The 21,077-nt window shown below is 55.7% G+C and carries 19 protein-coding genes; 14 read left to right on the top strand and 5 right to left on the bottom strand.

The window, feature by feature from the left end:
* Positions 1–4 precede the first annotated feature (4 nt).
* The 4 genes from rpsI to pyrH all read left to right on the top strand — a co-directional run bounded on the left by rpsI (position 5) and on the right by pyrH (position 3,068).
* Complete coding sequence (rpsI, locus tag K9G39_RS02675) at positions 5–394, top strand: 30S ribosomal protein S9 (protein WP_292003389.1); 390 nt, start codon at positions 5–7, stop codon at positions 392–394.
* A 167-nt stretch (positions 395–561) separates the two neighbouring features.
* Positions 562–1,326 (top strand): 30S ribosomal protein S2, encoded by a 765-nt coding sequence (gene rpsB / locus K9G39_RS02670; protein WP_292003388.1) that lies wholly within the window; start codon positions 562–564, stop codon positions 1,324–1,326.
* Positions 1,327–1,388: 62 nt separating this feature from the next.
* Entirely contained in the window at positions 1,389–2,255 is an 867-nt protein-coding gene (gene tsf / locus K9G39_RS02665; RefSeq protein WP_292003387.1) for a translation elongation factor Ts, read from the top strand.
* A gap of 93 nt (positions 2,256–2,348) precedes the next feature.
* On the top strand, positions 2,349–3,068 hold the full coding sequence (gene pyrH / locus K9G39_RS02660; protein ID WP_292003386.1) for a UMP kinase: 720 nt from the start codon (positions 2,349–2,351) through the stop codon (positions 3,066–3,068).
* Here pyrH and recX read toward each other — a convergent pair.
* The gene (gene recX, locus K9G39_RS02655) at positions 3,050–3,544 is read right to left on the bottom strand and encodes a recombination regulator RecX (protein WP_292003385.1); all 495 of its coding nucleotides are present in this window, start codon (positions 3,542–3,544) and stop codon (positions 3,050–3,052) included. The two genes, pyrH and recX, sit on opposite strands and share 19 nt — an antisense overlap.
* Before the next feature lie 166 nt (positions 3,545–3,710).
* Here recX and K9G39_RS02650 point away from each other — a divergent pair, with 166 nt between their 5' ends.
* The 8 genes from K9G39_RS02650 (at position 3,711) to K9G39_RS02615 (ending at position 11,635) form a co-directional block, all read left to right on the top strand.
* Positions 3,711–4,127, top strand: a complete 417-nt coding sequence (locus tag K9G39_RS02650) for a (deoxy)nucleoside triphosphate pyrophosphohydrolase (protein WP_292003384.1) — start codon at positions 3,711–3,713, stop codon at positions 4,125–4,127.
* 143 nt (positions 4,128–4,270) lie between these two features.
* Positions 4,271–5,512 carry an MFS transporter gene (locus K9G39_RS02645; RefSeq protein ID WP_292003383.1) on the top strand — a complete coding sequence of 414 codons (1,242 nt, stop codon included), beginning with the start codon at positions 4,271–4,273 and terminating at the stop codon, positions 5,510–5,512.
* Between the two features lie 74 nt (positions 5,513–5,586).
* Entirely contained in the window at positions 5,587–6,582 is a 996-nt protein-coding gene (locus K9G39_RS02640) for a cation diffusion facilitator family transporter (protein ID WP_292003382.1), read from the top strand.
* Positions 6,583–6,658: 76 nt separating this feature from the next.
* On the top strand, positions 6,659–7,666 hold the full coding sequence (locus K9G39_RS02635; RefSeq protein WP_292003381.1) for an SDR family NAD(P)-dependent oxidoreductase: 1,008 nt from the start codon (positions 6,659–6,661) through the stop codon (positions 7,664–7,666).
* A gap of 137 nt (positions 7,667–7,803) precedes the next feature.
* Complete coding sequence (locus tag K9G39_RS02630; RefSeq protein ID WP_292003380.1) at positions 7,804–8,430, top strand: hypothetical protein; 627 nt, start codon at positions 7,804–7,806, stop codon at positions 8,428–8,430.
* A 905-nt stretch (positions 8,431–9,335) separates the two neighbouring features.
* On the top strand, positions 9,336–9,848 hold the full coding sequence (locus K9G39_RS02625; RefSeq protein ID WP_292003379.1) for a UpxY family transcription antiterminator: 513 nt from the start codon (positions 9,336–9,338) through the stop codon (positions 9,846–9,848).
* A 147-nt stretch (positions 9,849–9,995) separates the two neighbouring features.
* The gene (pfkA, locus tag K9G39_RS02620; RefSeq protein ID WP_292003378.1) at positions 9,996–11,015 is read left to right on the top strand and encodes a 6-phosphofructokinase; all 1,020 of its coding nucleotides are present in this window, start codon (positions 9,996–9,998) and stop codon (positions 11,013–11,015) included.
* Positions 11,016–11,050: 35 nt separating this feature from the next.
* The gene (locus K9G39_RS02615) at positions 11,051–11,635 is read left to right on the top strand and encodes an HD domain-containing protein (RefSeq protein ID WP_292003377.1); all 585 of its coding nucleotides are present in this window, start codon (positions 11,051–11,053) and stop codon (positions 11,633–11,635) included.
* Positions 11,636–11,650: 15 nt separating this feature from the next.
* Here K9G39_RS02615 and K9G39_RS02610 read toward each other — a convergent pair whose 3' ends face one another.
* The 3 genes from K9G39_RS02610 to ppdK all read right to left on the bottom strand — a co-directional run bounded on the left by K9G39_RS02610 (position 11,651) and on the right by ppdK (position 18,454).
* Complete coding sequence (locus K9G39_RS02610; protein ID WP_292003376.1) at positions 11,651–12,370, bottom strand: DUF1003 domain-containing protein; 720 nt, start codon at positions 12,368–12,370, stop codon at positions 11,651–11,653.
* A complete protein-coding gene (gene uvrA / locus K9G39_RS02605) occupies positions 12,351–15,206 on the bottom strand; it encodes an excinuclease ABC subunit UvrA (protein WP_292003375.1) in 2,856 nt (951 codons plus the stop codon). The genes K9G39_RS02610 and uvrA overlap by 20 nt, the downstream gene beginning before the upstream one ends.
* Positions 15,207–15,703: 497 nt before the next feature.
* Positions 15,704–18,454, bottom strand: coding sequence for a pyruvate, phosphate dikinase (gene ppdK, locus K9G39_RS02600; protein WP_292003374.1), 2,751 nt, complete (start codon positions 18,452–18,454; stop codon positions 15,704–15,706).
* A 159-nt stretch (positions 18,455–18,613) separates the two neighbouring features.
* Between ppdK and K9G39_RS02595 the strand changes: the two genes are divergently transcribed.
* The gene (locus tag K9G39_RS02595) at positions 18,614–19,495 is read left to right on the top strand and encodes an ABC transporter permease (protein ID WP_292003504.1); all 882 of its coding nucleotides are present in this window, start codon (positions 18,614–18,616) and stop codon (positions 19,493–19,495) included.
* On the opposite strand, the gene elbB is transcribed toward K9G39_RS02595, so the two are convergent.
* Positions 19,487–20,143: an isoprenoid biosynthesis glyoxalase ElbB gene (gene elbB / locus K9G39_RS02590; protein ID WP_292003373.1), complete on the bottom strand. Its 657-nt coding sequence runs from the start codon at positions 20,141–20,143 to the stop codon at positions 19,487–19,489. The two genes, K9G39_RS02595 and elbB, sit on opposite strands and share 9 nt — an antisense overlap.
* A 118-nt stretch (positions 20,144–20,261) precedes the next feature.
* On the opposite strand from elbB, the gene K9G39_RS02585 reads away from it, so the two are divergent.
* On the top strand, positions 20,262–20,915 hold the full coding sequence (locus K9G39_RS02585) for a fibrobacter succinogenes major paralogous domain-containing protein (RefSeq protein WP_292003372.1): 654 nt from the start codon (positions 20,262–20,264) through the stop codon (positions 20,913–20,915).
* Positions 20,916–21,077: the final 162 nt, after the last annotated feature.

Here is a 21,077-nt window from a genome sequence, read left to right as displayed (position 1 = left end):
GGGAATGAAAGAGGTTATCGATACCGTAGGACGCCGTAAAACCTCGGTTGCAAGAGTGTTCATGACTCCGGGCAAGGGCCGGGTCATCATCAACAAACTTCCGATCGAAGAGTATTTCAAGGACGAAGTCAAACGCAGCAAGGCGCTCAGGCCGCTTGCTCTCACCGAAAGAACCGAAGAGTTCGATATCAAGGTCAACGTTCAGGGTGGAGGCGTCAGCGGCCAGATCGGGGCAGTCAGCCTCGGCATTGCCCGCGCACTCACCGAATTCGACGAAACGGTACGCCCGGTACTGAAAACCGAAAAGCTCCTGACCAGGGATCCCCGTATGGTCGAGCGCAAAAAATTCGGCCGCAAAAAAGCCCGCAAACGTTTCCAGTTCTCCAAACGTTGATTGTCGTGGGTTCCATTTTTCTTTTTCAGCAAACATCCCGCATATCGTGCCATTCCGGAGCAGTTCCGGATGAAGCCTGACGGAAGTGTCCGGCGCCCTGGGGCGCCGGATCCCGAAAAGCAGCAGCACGGTAGAGGTTCCAACTAAACACAACAGGAAAAGTTCCAATGTCACAAGAGTTCCAGCTTGAAGAGATGCTCCGCGCAGGAGTACACTTCGGGCACCTCGCACGCCGCTGGTGTCCGAAAATGAAGCCGTACATCTTCATGGAGAAGAACGGTGTTCACATCATCGATCTGCAGAAGACCCTCGTACTGGCCAACGACGCACTCAAGGCCCTCGAGGCCATCGCCTCCACAGGAAGGGAGATCATGTTCGTCGGTACCAAAAAACAGGCCAAGCACATCATCTCCGAAGAGGCCGAGCGTGCAGGCATGCCCTACGTCTGCGAGCGCTGGCTCGGTGGCATGCTGACCAACTTCTCGACCATCCGCCAGAGCATCCGCCGCATGAACGCCATTGACCGAATGGAAACCGACGGCACTTTCGACATGATCACCAAGAAAGAGCGCCTCATGCTGGCCCGCGAGCGCGAAAAGCTGATGAGGATTCTCGGCGGCATCGCCAACATGACCAGATTGCCCGCAGCGCTCTTTGTCGTAGATATCCGCAAGGAGCATATCGCCATCAAGGAAGCCCGTTCGCTCGGCATCCCGATTTTCGCAATGGTCGATACCAACTGCGATCCCGAAACCGTCGATTACGTGATTCCGGCCAACGACGATGCCATCCGTTCGATTCAGCTGATGGTCAAGGCCGCAGCCGAAACCGTCGTCAACGCACGGGCGCTGAAGGTCGAGCAGGAAGTGCTTGCCGGCATGGACGAAGAAGATGCGGGGCCTGAAATCGAGACCGAAGAGATCGCCGAATAAGGGCGAAGGTCAGTCAACTATTGCATCAGCATCATATAAATAACAGGATCGAATTTAATCCAATGAGCCAGATTTCAGCTAAAGACGTCAAAGACCTCAGAGATACTACCGGTGTAGGTATGATGGACTGCAAGAAAGCCCTCGAAGAGACCGGCGGCGACATGCAGAAAGCCATAGAATACCTGCGCAAGAAAGGTGCAGCCCTTGCGGCCAAAAGAGCCGACAAGGAAGCACGTGAGGGTATGGTTATAATCAAGATTGCCGACGACCGCAAGGCCGGCGTCATTCTCGAACTCAACTGCGAAACCGACTTCGTGGCTCGGGGCGACGTGTTCTCCGGTTTTGCCGGTGCGCTTGCTTCGCTCGCCCTTGAAAAAGGTGCAGCTTCGCCCGAAGCGCTGCTTGCTCTCACGCTTGATGAAGCATACGGCGGAGAGTCGGTTGACGATGCCATGAAAACCATGACAGGACGGCTCGGCGAAAAACTCGAATTGAAACGTCTTGCGTTTCTTACGGCTCCTGACGGTGTCGTCGAATCGTATGTTCATCCCGGCTCACAGCTCGGAGCCCTCGTCCAGCTGTCCACTGACAAGCCTGAGGAGGCTAAGGCGCTTGCCAAAGACCTTGCCATGCAGGTAGCGGCTTCATCTCCTATCGTCACCGATCGTTCCGCGGTTCCGGCCGACTACATTGAAAAGGAGATGGATATCTATCGACAGCAGGCTCTTGGACAGGGCAAGCCTGAACAGTTTGTCGACAAGATCGTTACCGGAAGGCTCGAGAAGTACTACCAGGAGGTTGTGCTTACCGAGCAGTCCTTCATCAAGGACGCCAATGCCAGGGTATCGGAAGTGCTTGCCGACTTCAGAAAGAAGCATCAGGCTCAGGTTGATGTTAAGGCATTTGTACGTTATCAGTTAGGTCAGTAGAAAAGAAAAAAAGCCTCGTTGTACGAGGCTTTTTTTTTGACCATATTCAAGAGGGTAGAGTTCCATCAAAACCATTGCCACGGAGGGGAGACAATGCTGAAATACAAGCGCATCCTGCTGAAACTAAGCGGTGAATCGCTTGCCGGTGATGAGGGTTACGGTATCAATGCCGCCATGCTCGACCGCTATGCAGAAGAGATCCGCAAAGCGCGCGAGATGGGGGCCGAGATCGCTCTGGTAATCGGTGGCGGCAATATTTTCAGGGGTGTTTCGGAGGCTGCGGCCAAAATGGATCGTGTTCAGGCCGACTACATGGGCATGCTGGCCACGGTCATCAATTCCATTGCCTTTCAGGATGCGCTGGAACGTAAGGGGATTTTTACACGCCTTCAGACCGCCATTAAAATGGAGCAGATGGCCGAGCCCTTCATCCGTCGCCGGGCGATCCGCCACCTTGAAAAAGGTCGTGTGGTGATTTTCGGTGCGGGTACCGGCAATCCCTATTTTACCACAGATACGGCGGCTTCGCTCAGGGCTATCGAAATCCAGGCTGACGTCATCGTCAAAGGCACCAGGGTAGAGGGGGTTTACGACTCCGATCCCGAAAAGAATCCGCATGCCGAATTCTTCCCGAAAATCTCCTACCTCGACGTCATCCGCAAGAACCTTCGGGTCATGGACATGACGGCCATAACCCTGTGCAGGGAAAACGTCCTGCCGATCGTGGTGATGAATATTAACGAAGAGGGGAACTTCACCCGCCTGCTTCGCGGTGAAGAGGTGGGCTCGCTTGTTCATGCCGACGGGGTCTGATCCACTTCGTATTCCTGGCCGGTCTTGAAAAGGCTTTCAAGAGTCTCCTTTATGACCGGCCATTCGAATCCCCTGTTTCGCAAAAATACCTCGATCTTTTTTTTCTTTTCATTCTTGTCGCGCCCTTTCAGCGCGGCAAGTTTTTTGCGGCCAGCCCGCAGGGCCACCTCAAGACTGTCGTAATCCTTCAGCAGCTCCGAAGCCACGCTTTCCGGAACCCCCTTCTTCAGCAGATCGCAGCGCAGTTTGCCGCGTCCGCTCGGCTTGCGTCTCTGTCGGCTCTCGATCAGCTCGCGAGCGAAAGCCTCGTCGTCTATCAGTTTTTTTTTGCTCAGGTAGTCCAGCGCTGCTTCGCCGGTCTCGTGGCTGTACCCTTTTTTCCGCAGCTTTCCGGCAAGCTCGAACCGGCTGTGGTTCCGCAAGGAGAGCAGTTTCAGGGCGAATGCGGTTGCCTCGGTTGTCGAGTGTTCGTCCATATTTGTCCAGTGGCGCCTGCAGGGAAAAGATGTTCCGGAGCCGGAGCGCCGGTTATTTAGTTATATTCGTCAGAACAAGGTAAAAAAAACAGGCTTTTTTCCGGAATCCGTTTTTGTACACGAAACGCACCCGGTTCCGCAACCCTTTTGTACGCATATTCGCCCCATGAATCCGCTTCCCCATATCGGCGACGTGGTCTGCGCCATCATCGAGCGCGATGGCGCTTTTCTCATAACGCAGCGTGCCGAGGGTCGCCGGCTCGCCCTCAAGTGGGAATTTCCCGGCGGCAAGGTTGAAAAGGGAGAGAGCCATGCCGAAGCCCTGCACCGGGAGCTTCGCGAAGAGCTCGGTGTGAAGGTCGCCATCACCCGGCAGCTTACGCCGGTGATTCATGCCTACGAGGATTTTTCGCTTCGTCTCATTCCCTTTCTCTGCACCCTCCTTTCGGGTGAGCCTGTGCTTTATGAACATCGTGCGCTTGCCTGGATCTCGCCAGCAGCGATCGATGCCTACGACTTTCCCGAAGCCGACCTTCCGGTGCTCGATGAGTACCGCATTATACACGCAGCATCAATGCCGTGAGTGGAAGTTTTTATCGCCGGGTTTAAATATTCATTTATTCATTTTTTTGCATATTATAGTTTATCTCTTCTGTTTTCAATCAGTTGCATCAACGAAAAAAGTTTTCCGCCCTTTGTGCGGAAATCGTCTATCCGGAGGTTTTTGTGGCAAGTTCAGAGCATCCGTCGATTCGTGCCGTTTTCAGTATGCCGGTCATCGTGGCCGCGCTCGGTTACTTTGTCGATATCTACGATCTTGTGCTTTTCAGTATTGTGAGGGTTCCCAGTCTCAAGGAACTCGGCGTCGAAGGGCATGCGCTCATTGACAACGGGGTCTATCTCCTGAACATGCAGATGATCGGCATGCTGCTGGGGGGTATCCTCTGGGGGTGGCTCGGTGACAAAAAAGGTCGCCTGAAAATCATGTTCGCCTCCATCATCATGTACTCGCTTGCCAATATCGCCAACGGGTTCGTCACCACGCTTCCAGCCTATGGTATCCTTCGCCTGATTGCCGGAGTGGGGCTCGCAGGCGAACTCGGCGCCGGCATCACACTGGTCTCCGAGGTGCTTCATACCCGCATACGGGGTTATGGCACCATGCTTGTAGCCTCCATAGGCGTTTCCGGGGCAATTCTCGCCAATATCGTTGCCAACAGCTATAACTGGCGCACGGCCTTCTTTATCGGGGGTGGGCTCGGCCTGCTGCTGCTCCTGGCCCGATTCAGGGTCGCCGAATCCGGCATGTTCAAGACCATGGAACAGAAGGCTGCCGTCAGCCGCGGCAACATGCTGGCGCTTTTTACCGACCGCAGCCGGTTTTTCCGCTACCTGAACTCCATTCTTATCGGGGTACCCATCTGGTTCATCGTCGGCGTGCTGATCACCTTTTCACCCGAATTTGCCCTCGATCTTGGTATCGAGGACCCTGTTTCGGCCGGCAATGCCGTGATGTTCTGCTATCTTGGCCTGGTGTTTGGCGACCTGTCGAGCGGTCTTTTGAGCCAACTCTTTCAGAGCCGGAAAAAAGCCGTTCTGCTTTTTATGGTGCTCACCGTTGCCGCCGTCGCCCTCTATTTCCTGCAGGGCAACAGTTCCGCATCGTTCTTTTACGGTGTCTGTATGTTCCTGGGCTTTGCAGGTGGCTACTGGGCTATTTTCATTACCGTTGCCGCCGAGCAGTTCGGCACCAACCTTCGTGCGACGGTCGCTACCACAGTTCCCAACCTCGTGCGAGGTATGGTAGTGCCCATCACCATGCTCTTCCAGTTCAGCAGAGGTTTTCTCGGGCTTCGTTACGGGGCGCTTCTTGTCGGCGCAATCTGCAGCATCGCAGCTTTTCTTTCGCTTGCTGCCCTTGAGGAGACCTTCCACAAGGACCTCGATTACTATGAGGAGTTTCTCTGAGCATGCCGAAGCAGGCGCACTTCCGCCTTCGTTCATGATCTCGTTTTTTTTTCAGCGATCTACTTTTGTGCATCATGTCAACAGCCAGCGAAAGCTATAATTTTCAGAAGATCATCGCCGTTACGGGAGTTCTTCTGCTGGTAGTCAAATTCATTGCCTGGTATCTGACCCATTCGGTAGCCGTTCTTACCGATGCCCTTGAAAGTATCGTCAATGTCACCAGCGGCTTCATTGGCCTCTACAGCCTCTACATTTCAGCAAAGCCCCGAGACAGCAGTCATCCTTACGGGCATGGCAAGGTGGAGTTCATTTCGGCAGCGATCGAAGGAACCCTCATCTCTGTGGCGGGGCTGCTCATCATCAACGAAGCGGTGGGCAATCTGCTTCATCCAAGGATTGTCGGCAGGCTCGACTCCGGCATTCTGCTGGTCGGCATAACTGCGGCCGTCAACTGGCTTGTCGGTTCGCTTGCCGTGCATAACGGCAGGAAGAACAGCTCGCTTGCCCTTATTGCAAGCGGCCGACACCTCCAGTCCGACACCTGGTCTACCATAGGCATCATAGCCGGTCTCGGTCTGCTGGCACTGACGGGCATGGCCTGGCTCGACAGCGCTGTGGCGCTTATCTTTGCCGGAGTCATTCTGTTTACGGGTTACCGCATACTGCGCAGTTCGCTCGGCGGCATCATGGATGAGGCCGACACCGAAATGCTCGAGAAAATCGTGGCACTTCTGCAGCTGAATCGTCGCGAAAACTGGATTGATCTGCACAACCTCCGCATCATCAAATACGGCAGTGTGTTGCATCTTGATTGTCATCTCACCATTCCATGGTACCTCACGGTTCGAGAGGCCCAGAAGGAGATCAACAAGCTTCAGCATCTTATAAGGCAGAACTTCGCGGAGAGCGTGGAGCTTTTTGTGCACACTGATGCCTGTCTCCGTTTTTCCTGCTGCATCTGCATGAAGCACTCCTGCACGGTACGTCAGGAGGATTTCGAACAGTCGGTAGTGTGGAGTGTCGTGAATATTTCAAGAGACTGCATGCACAGGATCGGCGATCAGGAGTAGCAACGCAGTATCGGCAGAATGCGAATGCGTATTGGAAGGGAAGTACAGCAACGGAGGCAGAAAAAAAGGAAAGACAATGTCAAAGGTAGTTCTCGTTACCGGAGCATCGGGATTTATCGGTTCGCATCTCGTCCGTCGCTCTCTCGGCGATGGATACCAGGTCAGGGCGCTTGTTCGTAAAGGCAATGCCCGGAACTGGATGCTGCAGCAGCTGGGGGCAGAAATCGTCGAAGGCGATATCCGCGATCCACGGGCCGTCGCTCGTGCGGTAAAAGGGTGCGATCTGGTATTTCATGCCGCGGCGCTCACCTCCGACTGGGGGACCCCTCAGGATTTCGCCGACATCAACGTCGGCGGTACGCGCAACGTTGCCATAGCTTCACTTGAAAGCGGAGTGAAGCGGCTTGTCTATGTAAGCAGCTTCGAAGTATTTGACCATGTCGGACTCGAACGCCTCGACGAGTCGATGCCCTTTTCCCTTCGCGGCCAGCTCTACCCCGATACGAAAATCAGGGCTACCAAAGTGGTGCGCGAGTTCGCTGCCAAAGGGCTTTCAGCGTCCGTGGTCTATCCTGTATGGGTCTACGGCCCCGATGATCGCACCCTGTTTCCCCTGCTTGCCGACGGAATTCGCAAGGGGCAGCTTTTCTACTGGGCATTTCACGCCCGCATGAGCCTGGTCTACATCGACAACCTCGTCGATCTTCTCATGCTTGCCGCAACGCACCCTGCTGCCGCTGGTGAGGCTTTCCTTGGCTGCGACGGCTACGACCTGACCTTCGAAGGGTTTTGCAGGCGCCTGGCGTCCGGAATCGGTTCGCCGCCGCCTTTCATCTATCTTCCCTATGGCCTGACTCTTCTGATCGCTGCGATGATGGAAGGGTATGCCCACATCTCCGGCAGCGAAAAACGTCCGCTTTTGACCTCCCAGGCCGTCAACCTTCTCTCCTCACGTGCGCTGATCGACTCATCGAAAGCCCGCAATCTTCTTGGCTGGCAGCCGAAGGTTTCGCTCGACGACGGGTTCCGGCGTACGCTCGACTGGCTTATGGGGATAGACCCGTCGGAATGGAAGGCCAAGTAAAGGGCTGTTGTCGTGTGCTACCGGAATACCGGTTCCTCCGGATCGCATGAAAGAGCCTCTCGTGACAATAACAGAGGTCCCATGAAGTGTGTTGTATACGGTATGCCGACTCCTCCGCAACTCATGAAGAACTGTTTGTGACAATAACAATGGCACTTGAGCGCAATTTCTTTTTCGATTACGCAAGGCGTGTTCTGTTCGACGGAAAATTCCGGCAACGTCAGGTCGACGGCTTGAACCTGTTGCTCGATTACTGGGATCGGTATTTTCCGCAGGACGACATGCGCTGGCTTGCCTACGCCCTGGCAACCGTGCACTATGAGGTTGACCGCACCATGCAGCCCATCAGGGAGCACGGTTCGGAGGCCTATTTCAGAAAGATGTACGATATCGAGGGCGACAACCCCCGCAAAGCACGCCTGCTCGGTAACATCCACCCCGGTGACGGAGCGCGATTCTGCGGGCGCGGTTTCGTGCAGCTCACCGGGCGGCGCAACTACGAGGATTGGTCTGCCAGGCTCGATATCGACCTTGCCGGCAACCCCGATCTTGCGCTCGAAGGTTCCATTGCAGCAACGATCCTTTTCGAAGGCATGCGCCTCGGTACCTTCACAGGCAAAGGATTTGCCGACTACTTCAATACGGAAAAAACCGACTGGATCAACGCCCGTCGCATCGTCAACCACCTCGACAAAGCCAATCTCATAGCGGGTTTCGCCCGCAACTATCTCATCGCGCTGACCTTTACCGGATACAGGTTTTAGTACCCGTAAATACCGATATACCTTCTTTGACGTGTGTTTTTCTTTACATGAATGTGTGATTCTGCTCTGATTCTCTATTGTCAGTAAAGGAACTCATGGGGTGATTTGTTTAAATCATAGGCATTTATCAGCGTCAACGTTTGGGCCGGGGAATAGCTTGGTTTGTTGTTTGGCTCCCAAGCCGCAAAGAAACCTTTTCAGACTTATCTTGCCTGTTCATTCATGTTTTTTTTCCGATTGACGCAGTTCATAAACCGGGCAAAGATCCGTTGAGCCTCCTCAGGCATCTCGAATTTATATTTCCCGCCGATACAGGTTTTGAATCTGCAATCTTTTCCTGGGCATATCGAGAAGTCATAGCTTACGGCAAAAAGGAGGGATGAATTATGTGACATCAGCCAACCAAGCCGTCAGTCAGGCAAATAATACAAGCCGGATACCGTTGAAATGAACTGAAAGGCGATAAAACAACCAAAGAGATCGCAGACTCTATGCTGATCTGCTCTATCGTTCGAGATATGATTATTTCACCGACCGAGAGGATGCGTTTCCCTGTACAGGAAATCTCACAAGGACTCTGAAGCTGGAAGAATCCGAAAGCATCAGCGTGAACTGAGACTTTTCACTGTGGAGCGAGATCCCTGAAAAACGCTCTCTGCCGAGTTCATTAAAACTTCATCAAGGAGCATAAGAATACCGTTGCTGTCTGAACCATATGCAGCATACCCGGTGAGCTGTTAAACCCGATGGGAAATTATCCATTGGTAACAATGCCTGATTTTTCCTGCGACAGTGCTTTACAGATGAGTGGCGGGAGTGTCGTTGATGTTTTTTTTGTAATATACTTTACGAGTTTGATGCTCCGTATGATCTCTTCCCGTTATAACCAAAGATTTTTTATTCGTATGGCTGAAGCTCACTGTCAGAATTGGTATGCGGTTTATGTGTGTTCGCGGCATGAAAAGAAGGTGCACCGGTTGTTTCTCGAGAACGGATTGACCAGTTTTCTGCCTCTGCTTGAAACGCTTAAGCAGTGGAAAGATCGCAAGAAGAAGGTGCAGGAGCCTTTGTTCAGAGGGTATGTTTTTGTGCGTATTGATATGCGCAAAGAGCACCTCAAGGTGCTTGACACAGAGGGTGTCGTGAAATTTGTGGGGGTCGGCAAAACTCCTTCGGTTATTGGCGAAAAGGATATCGAGTGGCTTCGGATGCTGGTGAGAGAGCCCGATCATATAGGCAGGACGGTAGCTGCAATTCCTTCCGGCCAGAAGGTCAGGGTTCTGGCCGGTCCTTTCAAGGATCTTGAAGGCACGGTGGTTAAGCATGGACGTGAAGCAAGGGTGGTGGTGTTTTTCGATACCATCATGCAGGGCGTTGAAATCAGCATTTTTCCCGAACTCCTTCTGCCTGTTGGATAAGGGGGGAGGAGTGATTTTGCATTCCGGATTGGATATTTTGCCTATTGCCTACAGATTTGCGGGTGGTCAATATTTTCGTAACATGGTTCTGCCGGAATAAAGGGGGCACTGCGGCAGCTGCCCATATCAGCAACGATACCGATTCAAATGAAAGATAAACATAACATAAGGGAAGATTCGCCAAAGAAGTCAGGATTGCGGAAGATCGGCGTGTTCACCTCGGGGGGCGACGCACCGGGCATGAATGCCGCCATACGGGCGGTGACCCGAGCGGCAATTGCAAACAAACTGAAGGTGGTGGGTATTCGCCGTGGCTATCAGGGGATGATAGAGGGCGATTTCATACCGCTAAGGTCGGCCGATGTCAGCGGTATTATCCAGTTGGGGGGAACGATTCTCAGAACCGCCCGCAGCAATGAATTCAGAACTGCAGAAGGCCGCGGAAAAGCCTGGTTGCAGTTGCAGAAGGCCGGCATCGATGCGGTAGTGGTAATAGGGGGCGATGGTTCCTTTACCGGTGCACTGACGATGTCTCAGGAGTACAACATTTCGTTTGTGGGCATTCCGGGTACCATCGACAATGACATGTACGGAACGGATTATACCATCGGTTATGAAACGGCATTGAACTCCGTGGTGTGCGCTGTCGATAAAATCAGGGATACGGCGGTATCTCACGGGAGGATTTTCATTATCGAAGTTATGGGCCGCGAAGCGGGACTGCTTGCCCTGAACAGCGGTATTGCCTGCGGCGCCGAGGTGATTCTGATTCCCGAATCGAAAGAACAGCATGAAGAGTTGAAGCGGTTTCTCGACAAGGGCTATAAAGACAAGGAGAGGAGCGGGATCATTATGGTTGCCGAAGGGGATGAACCCGGAGGGGCGCTGAAAATTGCCGAAAAAGTGCGTAGGGAGCATCCCGATCTGGATGTGCGTGTTTCCATTCTGGGTCATATCCAGCGCGGGGGGAGTCCAACGGCCAACGACAGGGTCAATGCCACGAGGATGGGCGTTGCGGCTGTAGACGCCCTGCTCGACGACCAGAAAAGCATCATGATCGGGCTCGACAATGGGAAAATAGTACAGGTGCCGTTCAACAAGGCCGTGAAGCTGAATCACAGTATCGACGGCGAGTTGCTCGAAATACAGAAGATGCTCAATATTTGAGCTGCCTGGGTGTCCACCACAGTAATTGAAAGGTCGTGAGAAAAAAACATCCCGGGTCCGGCAAGATCGCCCCGGCATTCATTCTTGAATCGCGGATGCCCGACGAATTGATGGCATTATGGCGGGATGCTCTCGGTGAGGATTATGAGGCCTATCGCAACCACTGCCTCCGTGTGTTCAACTTCTGTTTCGCGCTTGCCGGGAGCCGGCCGGAACTGGAGCAAAAGATCGCTGTTGCTGCGGTTTTTCACGATCTCGGTATCTGGACCGCCCACACCTTTGATTACCTGGTACCTTCCGGAAAGCTTGCCCTGGATTATCTTGAACGTATCGGCAAAAACGAATGGCAGGAGGAGATCGCTGCCATGATCGCCGAGCATCACAAGCTCACCAAGGTCAAGCAGAACCCTCAGAACACTTCATGGCTGGTGGAACCGTTCAGAAAGGCTGACTGGATCGATATGTCGGCAGGATTGATCAAATTCCGGCTGCCGGACGATTTCGTTGCGGAGGTTCTTGACGCTTATCCGAATGCCGGATTCCATAAAAAGCTGCTTGTGCTTGCCCTTGAGCGCCTCAGGTCGCATCCCTTAAGCCCGCTGCCCATGGTCAAGCTGTAACCAGGGAGTCTTAGGCTATTTCCGGTTCCGGATGTCGTTGATAAGCTCCATCTGGATCTCCTGAATTTCGACGAGCCGTTCCCACTGGCGGGAGAGAAGATGGTCTATTTTCTGGTGGAGCTGACGGATTTCAAGCTCGGCCTTGAGGTTTACCTGATAGTCATGGATTTCCCTGGCGCGGTCGCGTGCTTCCTGCCGGTTCTGGCTCATCATGATGAGCGGCGCCTGGATGGCGGCCAGCGAGGAGAGCACGAGGTTGAGCAGAATGAAGGGATAGGGATCGAACGGCCGGGCGATGAGCAGCCATGAATTAAGGCCCATCCAGATGAAAAGGAAGAGCCCGAAGATGATGATGAAGTGCCAGCTTCCGCCGAACGTGGCGATTCTGTCGGCCAACCTCTGGCCGAAGGTGAGTTCGGCATCGAAATCGATATCGGGATTTTTGGAGAGCACCTCCTGCTCCTTCATTGCCTTGAGCACGTCGTGGTCGAGCTGCGAGAGCTCGCCCTTTTCTGCCTCGAGCAGCTTCTGGATGTAGCGGTGCTGGTACATCTGCAGGTCGTCGAGGCATATCCACCCGTTTTCATCCCACGAACCGGTTTCCTGACGGATCAGTTCGGAGATTGCCGGTCTCACGGCGAAGGCCCGGCGAAGCTTCGGGTGGTGCATGGTTCCGCATATCTGGCATGACGCGGGGTGTGCCGGACGTGTGGGTTCAGAGGCTGCTGTTTTCATGGCTTTGCATCTCGATTTTCAGGAAGCGTCCGGTATGGGAGTGCTCCATTCCTGCGATCTCTGCGGGGGTTCCTTCGGCGATGAGCCGGCCGCCGCCGCTGCCCCCTTCGGGGCCGAGGTCGATGACCCAGTCGCTGTTTTTGATGATGTCGAGGTTGTGCTCGATGATGATGACCGTGTTGCCCTTGTCGACCAGTTTGCGCAGCACTTCAAGCAGGTGCTGGATGTCCTGGAAGTGCAGGCCGGTGGTGGGTTCATCGAGAATGTAGAGGGTTTTGCCGGTCTGGATTTTGGCCAGTTCGGCCGATAGCTTGATGCGCTGCGCTTCGCCGCCCGAGAGCAGCGGGGAGGACTGGCCAAGCTTGAGATAGCCGAGCCCGACGCTTTCCATTGTTGAGAGGATGCGGCGGATGCGCGGGAAGTCCTCGAAAAATCCGGATGCCTCCTCGATAGGCATTTCAAGCACATCGGCGATGGATTTCCCCTTGTATTTCACCTGGAGGGTCTCGCGGTTGTAGCGCTGTCCCTTGCAGTTTTCGCAAGGGACATAAACGTCCGGCAGGAAGTTCATTTCGATTTTCATGGTGCCAGCGCCCTGGCATGCCTCGCACCTCCCCCCCTTGACGTTGAAGCTGAAGCGTCCCGCCTTGTAGCCGCGGATCTGCGCTTCGGGCAGCCGGGTGAAGAAGTCGCGGATGAAGGTGAAGGCTCCGGTGTAGGTTGCGGGATTGGAGCGCGGTGTGCGGCCGATCGATGTCTGGTCGACGTTGACCACCTTGTCGATCAGCTCTATGCCTTCGACTCCCGAGCAGGGCTGGCTGATGAGCTTGGAGCGGTAGAAGTGACGGGCGAGCACCGGGTAAAGGGTTTCGTTGACGAGCGTCGATTTGCCGGAGCCGCTCACTCCGGTAATGCTGATAAGCGAGCCGAGCGGCAGGCGGACGTCTATGTTCCTGAGGTTGTTGCCTTGGCACCCCCTGATGGTTATGTACTGCTGCACCCCTGTTTTCTCTTTCGTTTCAGGTTCGAAGAAAACGGTTTTCCTGCCGGTGAGGTATGCTGCGGTAAGCGAGTCCTCGCCGAGTTGTGAGGCTGTGCCTTTGGCCACGATCTCTCCGCCATACTCTCCGGCTCCGGGACCAAGGTCGATGATCTCGTCGGCCATGAGCATGGTGTCCTTGTCGTGTTCGACAACGAGCACCGTGTTGCCGATGTCTCGGAGCTGCTGCAACGAGGCGATGAGTTTGTGGTTGTCGCGCTGGTGCAGACCGATGCTCGGCTCATCGAGCACGTAGAGTACTCCGCTGAGGCGCGAGCCGAGTTGCGAGGCAAGGCGGATGCGCTGCGCTTCGCCGCCCGAGAGTGTGCGTGCGTTGCGTGCAAGTGTGAGATAGCTGAGACCTACGTCGAGCAGAAATTCGAGCCGTTTGGTGATTTCGTGCAGCACCGGTGTGGCTACAAGCCGCTCGCGGTCGGTGAGGACGGACGGAAGCTCCCTGAAAAATTCGAGCGCATCGGGAAGCGGAAGCGATTCGGCTTCAGCGATGTTGAGGCCGTTGACCTTCACTCCGAGGCTTTCCTTGCGCAGACGGGCGCCTTTGCAGACCGGGCAGGGCTGGTGCACCATGAAGCTTTCGGCCCATTCACGCATTCTCGAGGAGCTGCTGTTCCGGCGCAGCTCCTCGACGTAGGGCAGGGCACCCTGGAAGATCTGCGGATAGCTGTGCTCCTTGCCGGCGTATGCATAGGTGACCTCGAAGGTCCGGCTGCCGGATCCGAGAAGCAGAGTGTCGATCGCTTCGCGGGGGATGTCGCCAAGGGGCGTGTCGAGCGTGAAACGGTAGTGTTTTGCTATGGCCTTGATGATTTGCCAGAGGTTGCGCTTGCCGGGTTTGCCAAATGGTTCGATGCCCCCCTGGTTGAGCGATAGCGAATGGTCGGGAATCATGAGCTCTCCGGAGAGCTGCATGAGCTCGCCAAGGCCGTTGCACTCCGGACAGGCCCCGTAAGGCGAGTTGAAGCTGAACTGGTTCGGGGCGAGGGTATCGAGCGGCACGGAACCGTCGGAGTAGGCGTAGTGCGTGCTGAAAAACATCTCCTTCAGCTCGTCACCAAGCGGAGCGCAGATGACCGAAGAGCGGTGTTCCGACATGCCAATGGCGAGTTCCACAGCATGTTTTAACCGGTCGGCGCTTTCGGGGCCGATAGCGAGACGGTCGACCACCAGCTCGATGTCGTGGTTTCTGTAGCGTTCGATCTGCATGTTTTTTTCCATCTCCTGTTCGCGGCCGTCGATGCGCACGCGCAGAAATCCCTTGAGCAGCAGCCGCTCGAAGAGCTCTCGGTAGTGTCCCTTGCGTCCGGTGACGAGCGGTGAGAGTATCTGTACTTTTGTGCCTTCGGGAAGTCCCAGAATGGTCTCGACGATACCTTCGGGCGACTGCTTCTGCAGCATCCGACCCGTTACGGGATCGTAGCGGCGGCCAGCTTTCGCATAGAGCAGGCGGATGAAGTCGTGGATTTCCGTAATGGTGCCCACCGTCGAACGGGGCGAGCGGCTGGTGCTTTTCTGGTCAATGGCGATGACCGGAGAGAGCCCTTCGATGAAATCTACGTCGGGCCGTTCGATGTTGCCGATATACTGTCGTGCATAGGGAGAGAGCGTTTCCATGAAACGTCTCTGGCCTTCCGCGAAGATGGTATCGAAGGCAAGGCTCGATTTTCCAGATCCGGATATGCCGGTAATGACGACAAAACGGTTGCGCGGGATATCGAGAGAAATATTCTTCAGGTTGTGGACACGTGCTCCTCTGATGCTGATATGGCTGAATTGCATGGTGTAAGGCGCTTCTAACAAAAAAAAAATGAGTGTACCTCATTATAGTGATTTGGCGGCTAATTCCCTGTTCGGGAAGCCCAAGTTTCACCGGTCGCAGCCTCTGAAAGCAATGTTTCTCCGACGGTAAGAATTTTCGAAAACCCGTCTTGATATCTACATTCCCGGCAGCCGGTGTTAACCGGCGTTAACAATCCAATAGCTATGAACATATTACCTGAAAACATGAATAACCATGGACTTCATATATCAGAACCAGGCGGAAAAAGGCAAGCAGTGCCGGGAGTGCCAGAGCTATGTGGTGAAACCTGACAACGCGGCCGAAGGACATTGCAACGGCAAGGAGGTGCTTGCCGGGGCGGCTGCATGTTTTTCAAGAAGAAGGACTGACGGTAGTAAGGATGCCGGGGGCACCCCCCGCAGGTTTCATCCGGTAACAGAGAAGGAGGGCTCGAAAGGCCGCCTTCTCTGTTTTATCTGCACGCTGCAGGTATCATTCAGTGCTGCAGCGCGGCTCTTGCTGCGGCAAGCCTTGCGATGGGCACGCGGTATGGGCTGCAGGAGACGTAGTTCAGTCCGGTCTTGTGGCAGAACTCCACGGTTTCCGGATCGCCGCCGTGTTCGCCGCAGATGCCGAGCTTGAGGTCAGATTTTACCGAGCGACCTTCCTTTGCCGACATGCTCATGAGGCGCCCGACACCGTCGACGTCGATGGATTCAAACGGGTTGCGAGCGAAGATGTCCTGTTGCTGGTAGGCCGGCAGGAACTGGCCGGAGTCGTCGCGGCTCATGCCGAGACCCATCTGGGTGAGGTCGTTGGTGCCATAGCTGAAGAAGTCCGCAGCCGTGGCGATCTCTGCGGAGGTTACCGCCGCGCGGGGCACCTCGATCATGGTGCCGACCAGGTATCTGACGCCGGTACCCTGTTCGGCAATGACGCTTCTTGCGGTCTTGTGGATAATTTCGGCGGTGATTTCAAGCTCCTTGACCGTCGAGACCAGCGGCACCATGATTTCGGGCACCACTTCGTGCCCCTCTTTTTTCAGCCGGCAGGCGGCTTCTATGATCGCTCTCACCTGCATGACGGGGATTTCCGGGTGCAGGATGCCAAGACGGCAGCCGCGCAGACCAAGCATTGGGTTGAACTCGTGCAGATCGGAAATGCGCTCCCTGACGGTTTCGACGCTCTTGCCGATTTTTCCGGCGAGCTCGCTTATTTCGCTCTCGGTGTGCGGCAGGAACTCGTGGAGCGGCGGATCGAGGAGCCTGATGGTGACCGGCCGTGAGCCCATGGCCCTGAAGAGGCCGTAAAAGTCGTCGCGCTGGTAGGGGAGCAGTTTGTCGAGCGCGGTTTTGCGTCCTTCGATGCTGTCGGCCAGAATCATCTCGCGCATGGCGTCGATCCGTTCGCCGCCGAAGAACATGTGTTCGGTGCGGCAGAGCCCGATGCCTTCGGCTCCGAAGGTAATGGCGGTTTCGGCCTGGTCGGGCTGGTCGGCGTTGGTGCGGATGTTGAGTTTGCGGTAGCGGTCGGCCCACTCCATGAGCTGGTTGTAGATTGCCCAGGTCGGAGCCTCTTCGGGTTTGAGGGTCTTGTCGATCAGCACCTCGATGATCTCCGAGTTTTTGGTGGAGACCTTTCCTGCGATAACCTCTCCGGTACTGCCGTCGATGGAGAGATAGTCGCCTTCGCGCAGCACCGTGTCGCTGCCGTTGACGCGCATTTCACCTTTCTGGTAGTCGATGGCGAGCGCGCCGCAGCCGGCCACGCACACCTTGCCCATCTGGCGGGCGACCAGGGCCGCGTGCGAGGTCATGCCGCCGCGTTCGGTAAGAATGCCTTCGGAGACCGCCATGCCCTTGATGTCTTCGGGGGAGGTTTCGATACGCACCAGAATGACCGGCTCGTTGCGTTTGCTGGCGTCTGCTGCGTCGGAGGCGTTGAAGTAGATTTTGCCTGTCGCGGCTCCGGGGCCTGCATTGAGGCCGGTTGCCAGAAGGCGTCCCTCCCCGATGGCCCGCTGTTTTTCCTTGAGGTCGAAGACCGGGCGGAGCAGCTGGTTGAGCTGTTCGGGTTCGATGCGCAGAATCGCTTCCTTTTCGCTGATGAGCCCTTCGTTGAACATGTCGACGGCGATTTTTATGGCCGCCACTCCCGTGCGTTTGCCTACACGGCACTGCAGCATGAAGAGCTTGTTGCTCTCGATGGTGAACTCGATGTCCATCATGTCGCGGTAGTGCTTTTCGAGAATCGAGCGGATATCTTCGAGCTGCTGGTAGATATCGGGGTTTTCGGCCTTGAGCTGTTCGATTTTCAGCGGAGTTCTGGTGCCGGCCACCACATCTTCGCCCTGGGCGTTCATGAGGAACTCGCCGTAGAAAATGTCGTCGCCGGTGGCCGCGTCGCGGGTGAAGGCGACGCCGGTGCCGCAGTCGAGACCCATGTTGCCGAACACCATGGCCTGCACGTTGCAGGCGGTGCCCCAGTAGCCGGGGATGTGGTTCAGCTTGCGGTAGATGACCGCGCGTTCGTTGTTCCAGCTGTTGAATACCGCCCCGATGGCGCCCCTGAGCTGCTCGTAGGGATCTTCGGGGAAGGTTTTTCCGGTTTTTTCAAGGATTGCCGCCTTGTATTTCGCGACGATATCCTTCAGGTCCTCCACGGAGAACTCCGTGTCGAGCTGGATGCCGAGCTCGTGCTTTTTGGCTTCGAGAATGGCTTCGAAGGGGTCGATCTGTTTTTTGTCGGTCGGCTTCAGTTCAAGCACCACGTCGCCGTACATCTGCACGAAGCGGCGGTAGCAGTCCCAGGCGAAACGAGGGTTGCCCGATTTGCGTGCCAGACCCTCCACGGTTGCGGAGTTGAGGCCGAGGTTCAGAATGGTGTCCATCATGCCGGGCATCGAGGCTCTGGAGCCCGATCGCACCGAAACAAGCAGGGGATTTTCCGGATCGCCGAATTTTTTGCCGAGCTCCCCTTCAACCTTGCGGAGCGAATCGGGAATGCCCTGTTCGAAGAGATTTTCGGGATAGGTTTTCTGGTGATCGTAATACCAGGTACAGACTTCGGTCGAGATGGTGAAGCCGGGAGGAACCGGGAGGCCGATGTTGGCCATTTCCGCCAGATTGGCTCCCTTGCCCCCGAGCAGGTTCTTCATGGATGCATCCCCTTCGGCGGAGCCGCCGGCAAAGCTGTAGAGGTATTTTTTTGCGCCGCCTGCCGCTTTGGCATTGTCTGATTCGGACATGGATTTCTGGTTGTGAATTTGTTTTATTAAAAGAGAGATTACAACAGACCGCAAGTAAGCACTTACTGACAAGACCGAAGCTGTCCGTAAAAAAATAATTAATCGTTAATATAAAAAAACGACAAATAAATTTTCGATATGTCGGAAGGTTTCCTGCCAATGGGTATAGAGTTTCCTGTGATGCTTCAGCAGATCGTGCGCATTGCCGTACCCTATGTGCTGACCTCGGTTGGTGCATCGTTTTCGGAACGGGGCGGGGTGGTGAACCTTGCGCTTGAAGGGATGATGCTTGCCGGTGCGTTCGGCGCTGCCATGGGGGAGTACTATACCGGTTCGGCTGTGGCGGGTGTTCTTTGTGCTCTCGCTTCGGGTCTTGTGGTGGCTCTTCTGCATGCGTTTGTGACCGTCAGCATGAGAGCCGACCAGATCGTCTCCGGCATCGCTATCAACATTCTGGTTATGGGCGCGACCCGTTTCGGTCTGAGTGTTTTTTTCGGTAGTGCCATGAATTCGCCGAGAATCCATGGCGTCGAGCCGGTATCGGTGTTTCTGGATCCGCTCTTTCTCGCGGCGGTGTTTTCGGTGGTCGCCGGGCAGTTCGTGCTGTTCAGTACCCCTTATGGTCTGCGATTGCGCGCGGTCGGCGAGAGCGCCGAAACCGCTGATTCCGCGGGCATCGGGGTGAGCGGGATGCGCTACAGCGGCGTTTTGGTTTCAGGAGCGCTTGCCGCGCTTGCCGGTGCATTTCTCGTTTTTCAGCAGCACTCGTTTACCGAAGGGATGTCGGCCGGTCGCGGTTATATCGCCCTGGCAGCCATGATCATCGGCAAATGGACCCCGGCGGGCGCAGCCCTGGCAAGCCTGATGTTCGCTTCCGCCGAGGCTGCCGAGATGTGGCTGCAGAGCGGATTTCTGCCGACTCAGCTGGTGCAGTCGCTGCCCTATGTGATTACGCTTCTGGTGCTCGCCGGCTTTGTGGGCAAGGCCGTCGCACCGCGCGATCTCGGAGTGCCTTACGACAAGGGGCTCCGCTCAGAGTAGGGCGACGATATCGCCGACAAGCTTCTCGATACCTCTGGAGACTTCGCCAACCGAGGGGCCGAGCATCCAGGCCGGGGTGCTGACTATGGCACCCTCTGAACTGACGACGGTGTTCCATACCGGACAGTCGATGTGGTGCGCGCCCATCGCTTCGAGCGTTCGGGCGGTTTCTGGGTCGTTGCCGATGGTGAGCTCGCCGGCTTTGCTGCCCAGCACCCTTGCGGCTATAACCGGCGCGATGCAGATGAAGCCGAGCGGTTTGCCGGCTACGAAGCAGGCCTGCACGGCGGCCTTGACGTCGGGGTTGACTTTGCAGTCGGCGCCCCTGAAGGCGAAATCGCTGAGGTTTTTTGCCGCCCCGTATCCTCCGGGAAGCACAAGGGCGTCGAGCTCGTCGATGCACGCCAGCTTGAGGTCGGTAATGGTTCCGCGGGCTATGCGGGCCGATTCGACAAGTACGTTGCGGGTTTCGCCGGCCGCGATTTCGCCGGTAAGATGGTTGACGACATGGTGCTGCACGATGTCGGGGGCCAGGCAGACCGCTTCGGCTCCGGCCCGTTCGATGGCAAGGAGGGTCAGCACGGCTTCCTGTATTTCGGCTCCGTCGAGGAACCCGCAGCCCGAGAGGATGACGCCGATTTTTTTCATTGGTTTTCGAGGATGGTGTTGTGGAGAGGTGTTCTGTAACTGTAAAGGTAAAGTCCGGCGGCTGAAAAACCAATGCCGCGTTTCCTTCGCCGTAATGTAAAACCAAAGACCGACCGCCATGTATCAGATACGTTCAGGCAGCGCCCTGCCACTTCTTTTTACGCTGCTCCTTGCAATGTGTGTTTCTGGCTGTTCCTCCCGTCTTGATAGCGAAAGGGTCGCCGTCGGGCGGCAGGTCTGGATGAGCCGGAATCTCGATACCGACCGGTACCGCAATGGTGATCCGGTGCGTCACGCGGCGAGCGAGGCGGAGTGGCACGATGCGGCCTCGAAAGAGGAGGGTGCCTGGTGCTGGTATGGGGGTGAACGCGAAAACGGGAGGGTGTACGGCAGGCTCTACAACTGGTACGCACTGGCCGATCCGCGAGGGCTTGCTCCCAAGGGGTGGCACATTCCTTCGGACCGGGAGTGGCAGGAGCTTGTCGATTTTCTGGGCAAGGACCCGGCGGCTGGCCGCGCATTGAAGAGCCCGAAGGGGTGGGGGAGTCCGGCGGGCGACGAGGGGAGCAGCGGCTTCCGTGCCCTGCCTGCGGGCAGCCGGAACTGCCTGGGGGGCTTTTTCGCTCTCGGTCGCGACGCCTTTTTCTGGTCGGCTACTCCTTCCGGCGATTTCGAGGCGTGGAACCGCGAATTCACCGGCCGGAACGACGCCGTTCGGCGGGTCAGCGTCAATAAAAGTATCGGGTTTTCCGTTCGGTGCCTGAAGGATTGATTGATTTTTCTGTAATAGTATTAAGGCTCCTCGCTGTTTCAAGTGGGTGATGATATCAGAAGCGTATATTGTGGTGTAACCAACTAAGCCAGTAACCAGTACGCTCATGAACGACCTTACCCTTTTTCAGATGGCCTTGGGACTTGAGTCCCCATGGTATGT

The sequence above is a fragment of the Chlorobium sp. genome (assembly GCF_021740465.1).
Lineage (GTDB): Bacteria > Bacteroidota > Chlorobiia > Chlorobiales > Chlorobiaceae > Chlorobium.
The sequence above is the reverse complement of the archived record's forward strand: the minus strand, read 5'-3'. Positions and strand labels throughout refer to the sequence as shown.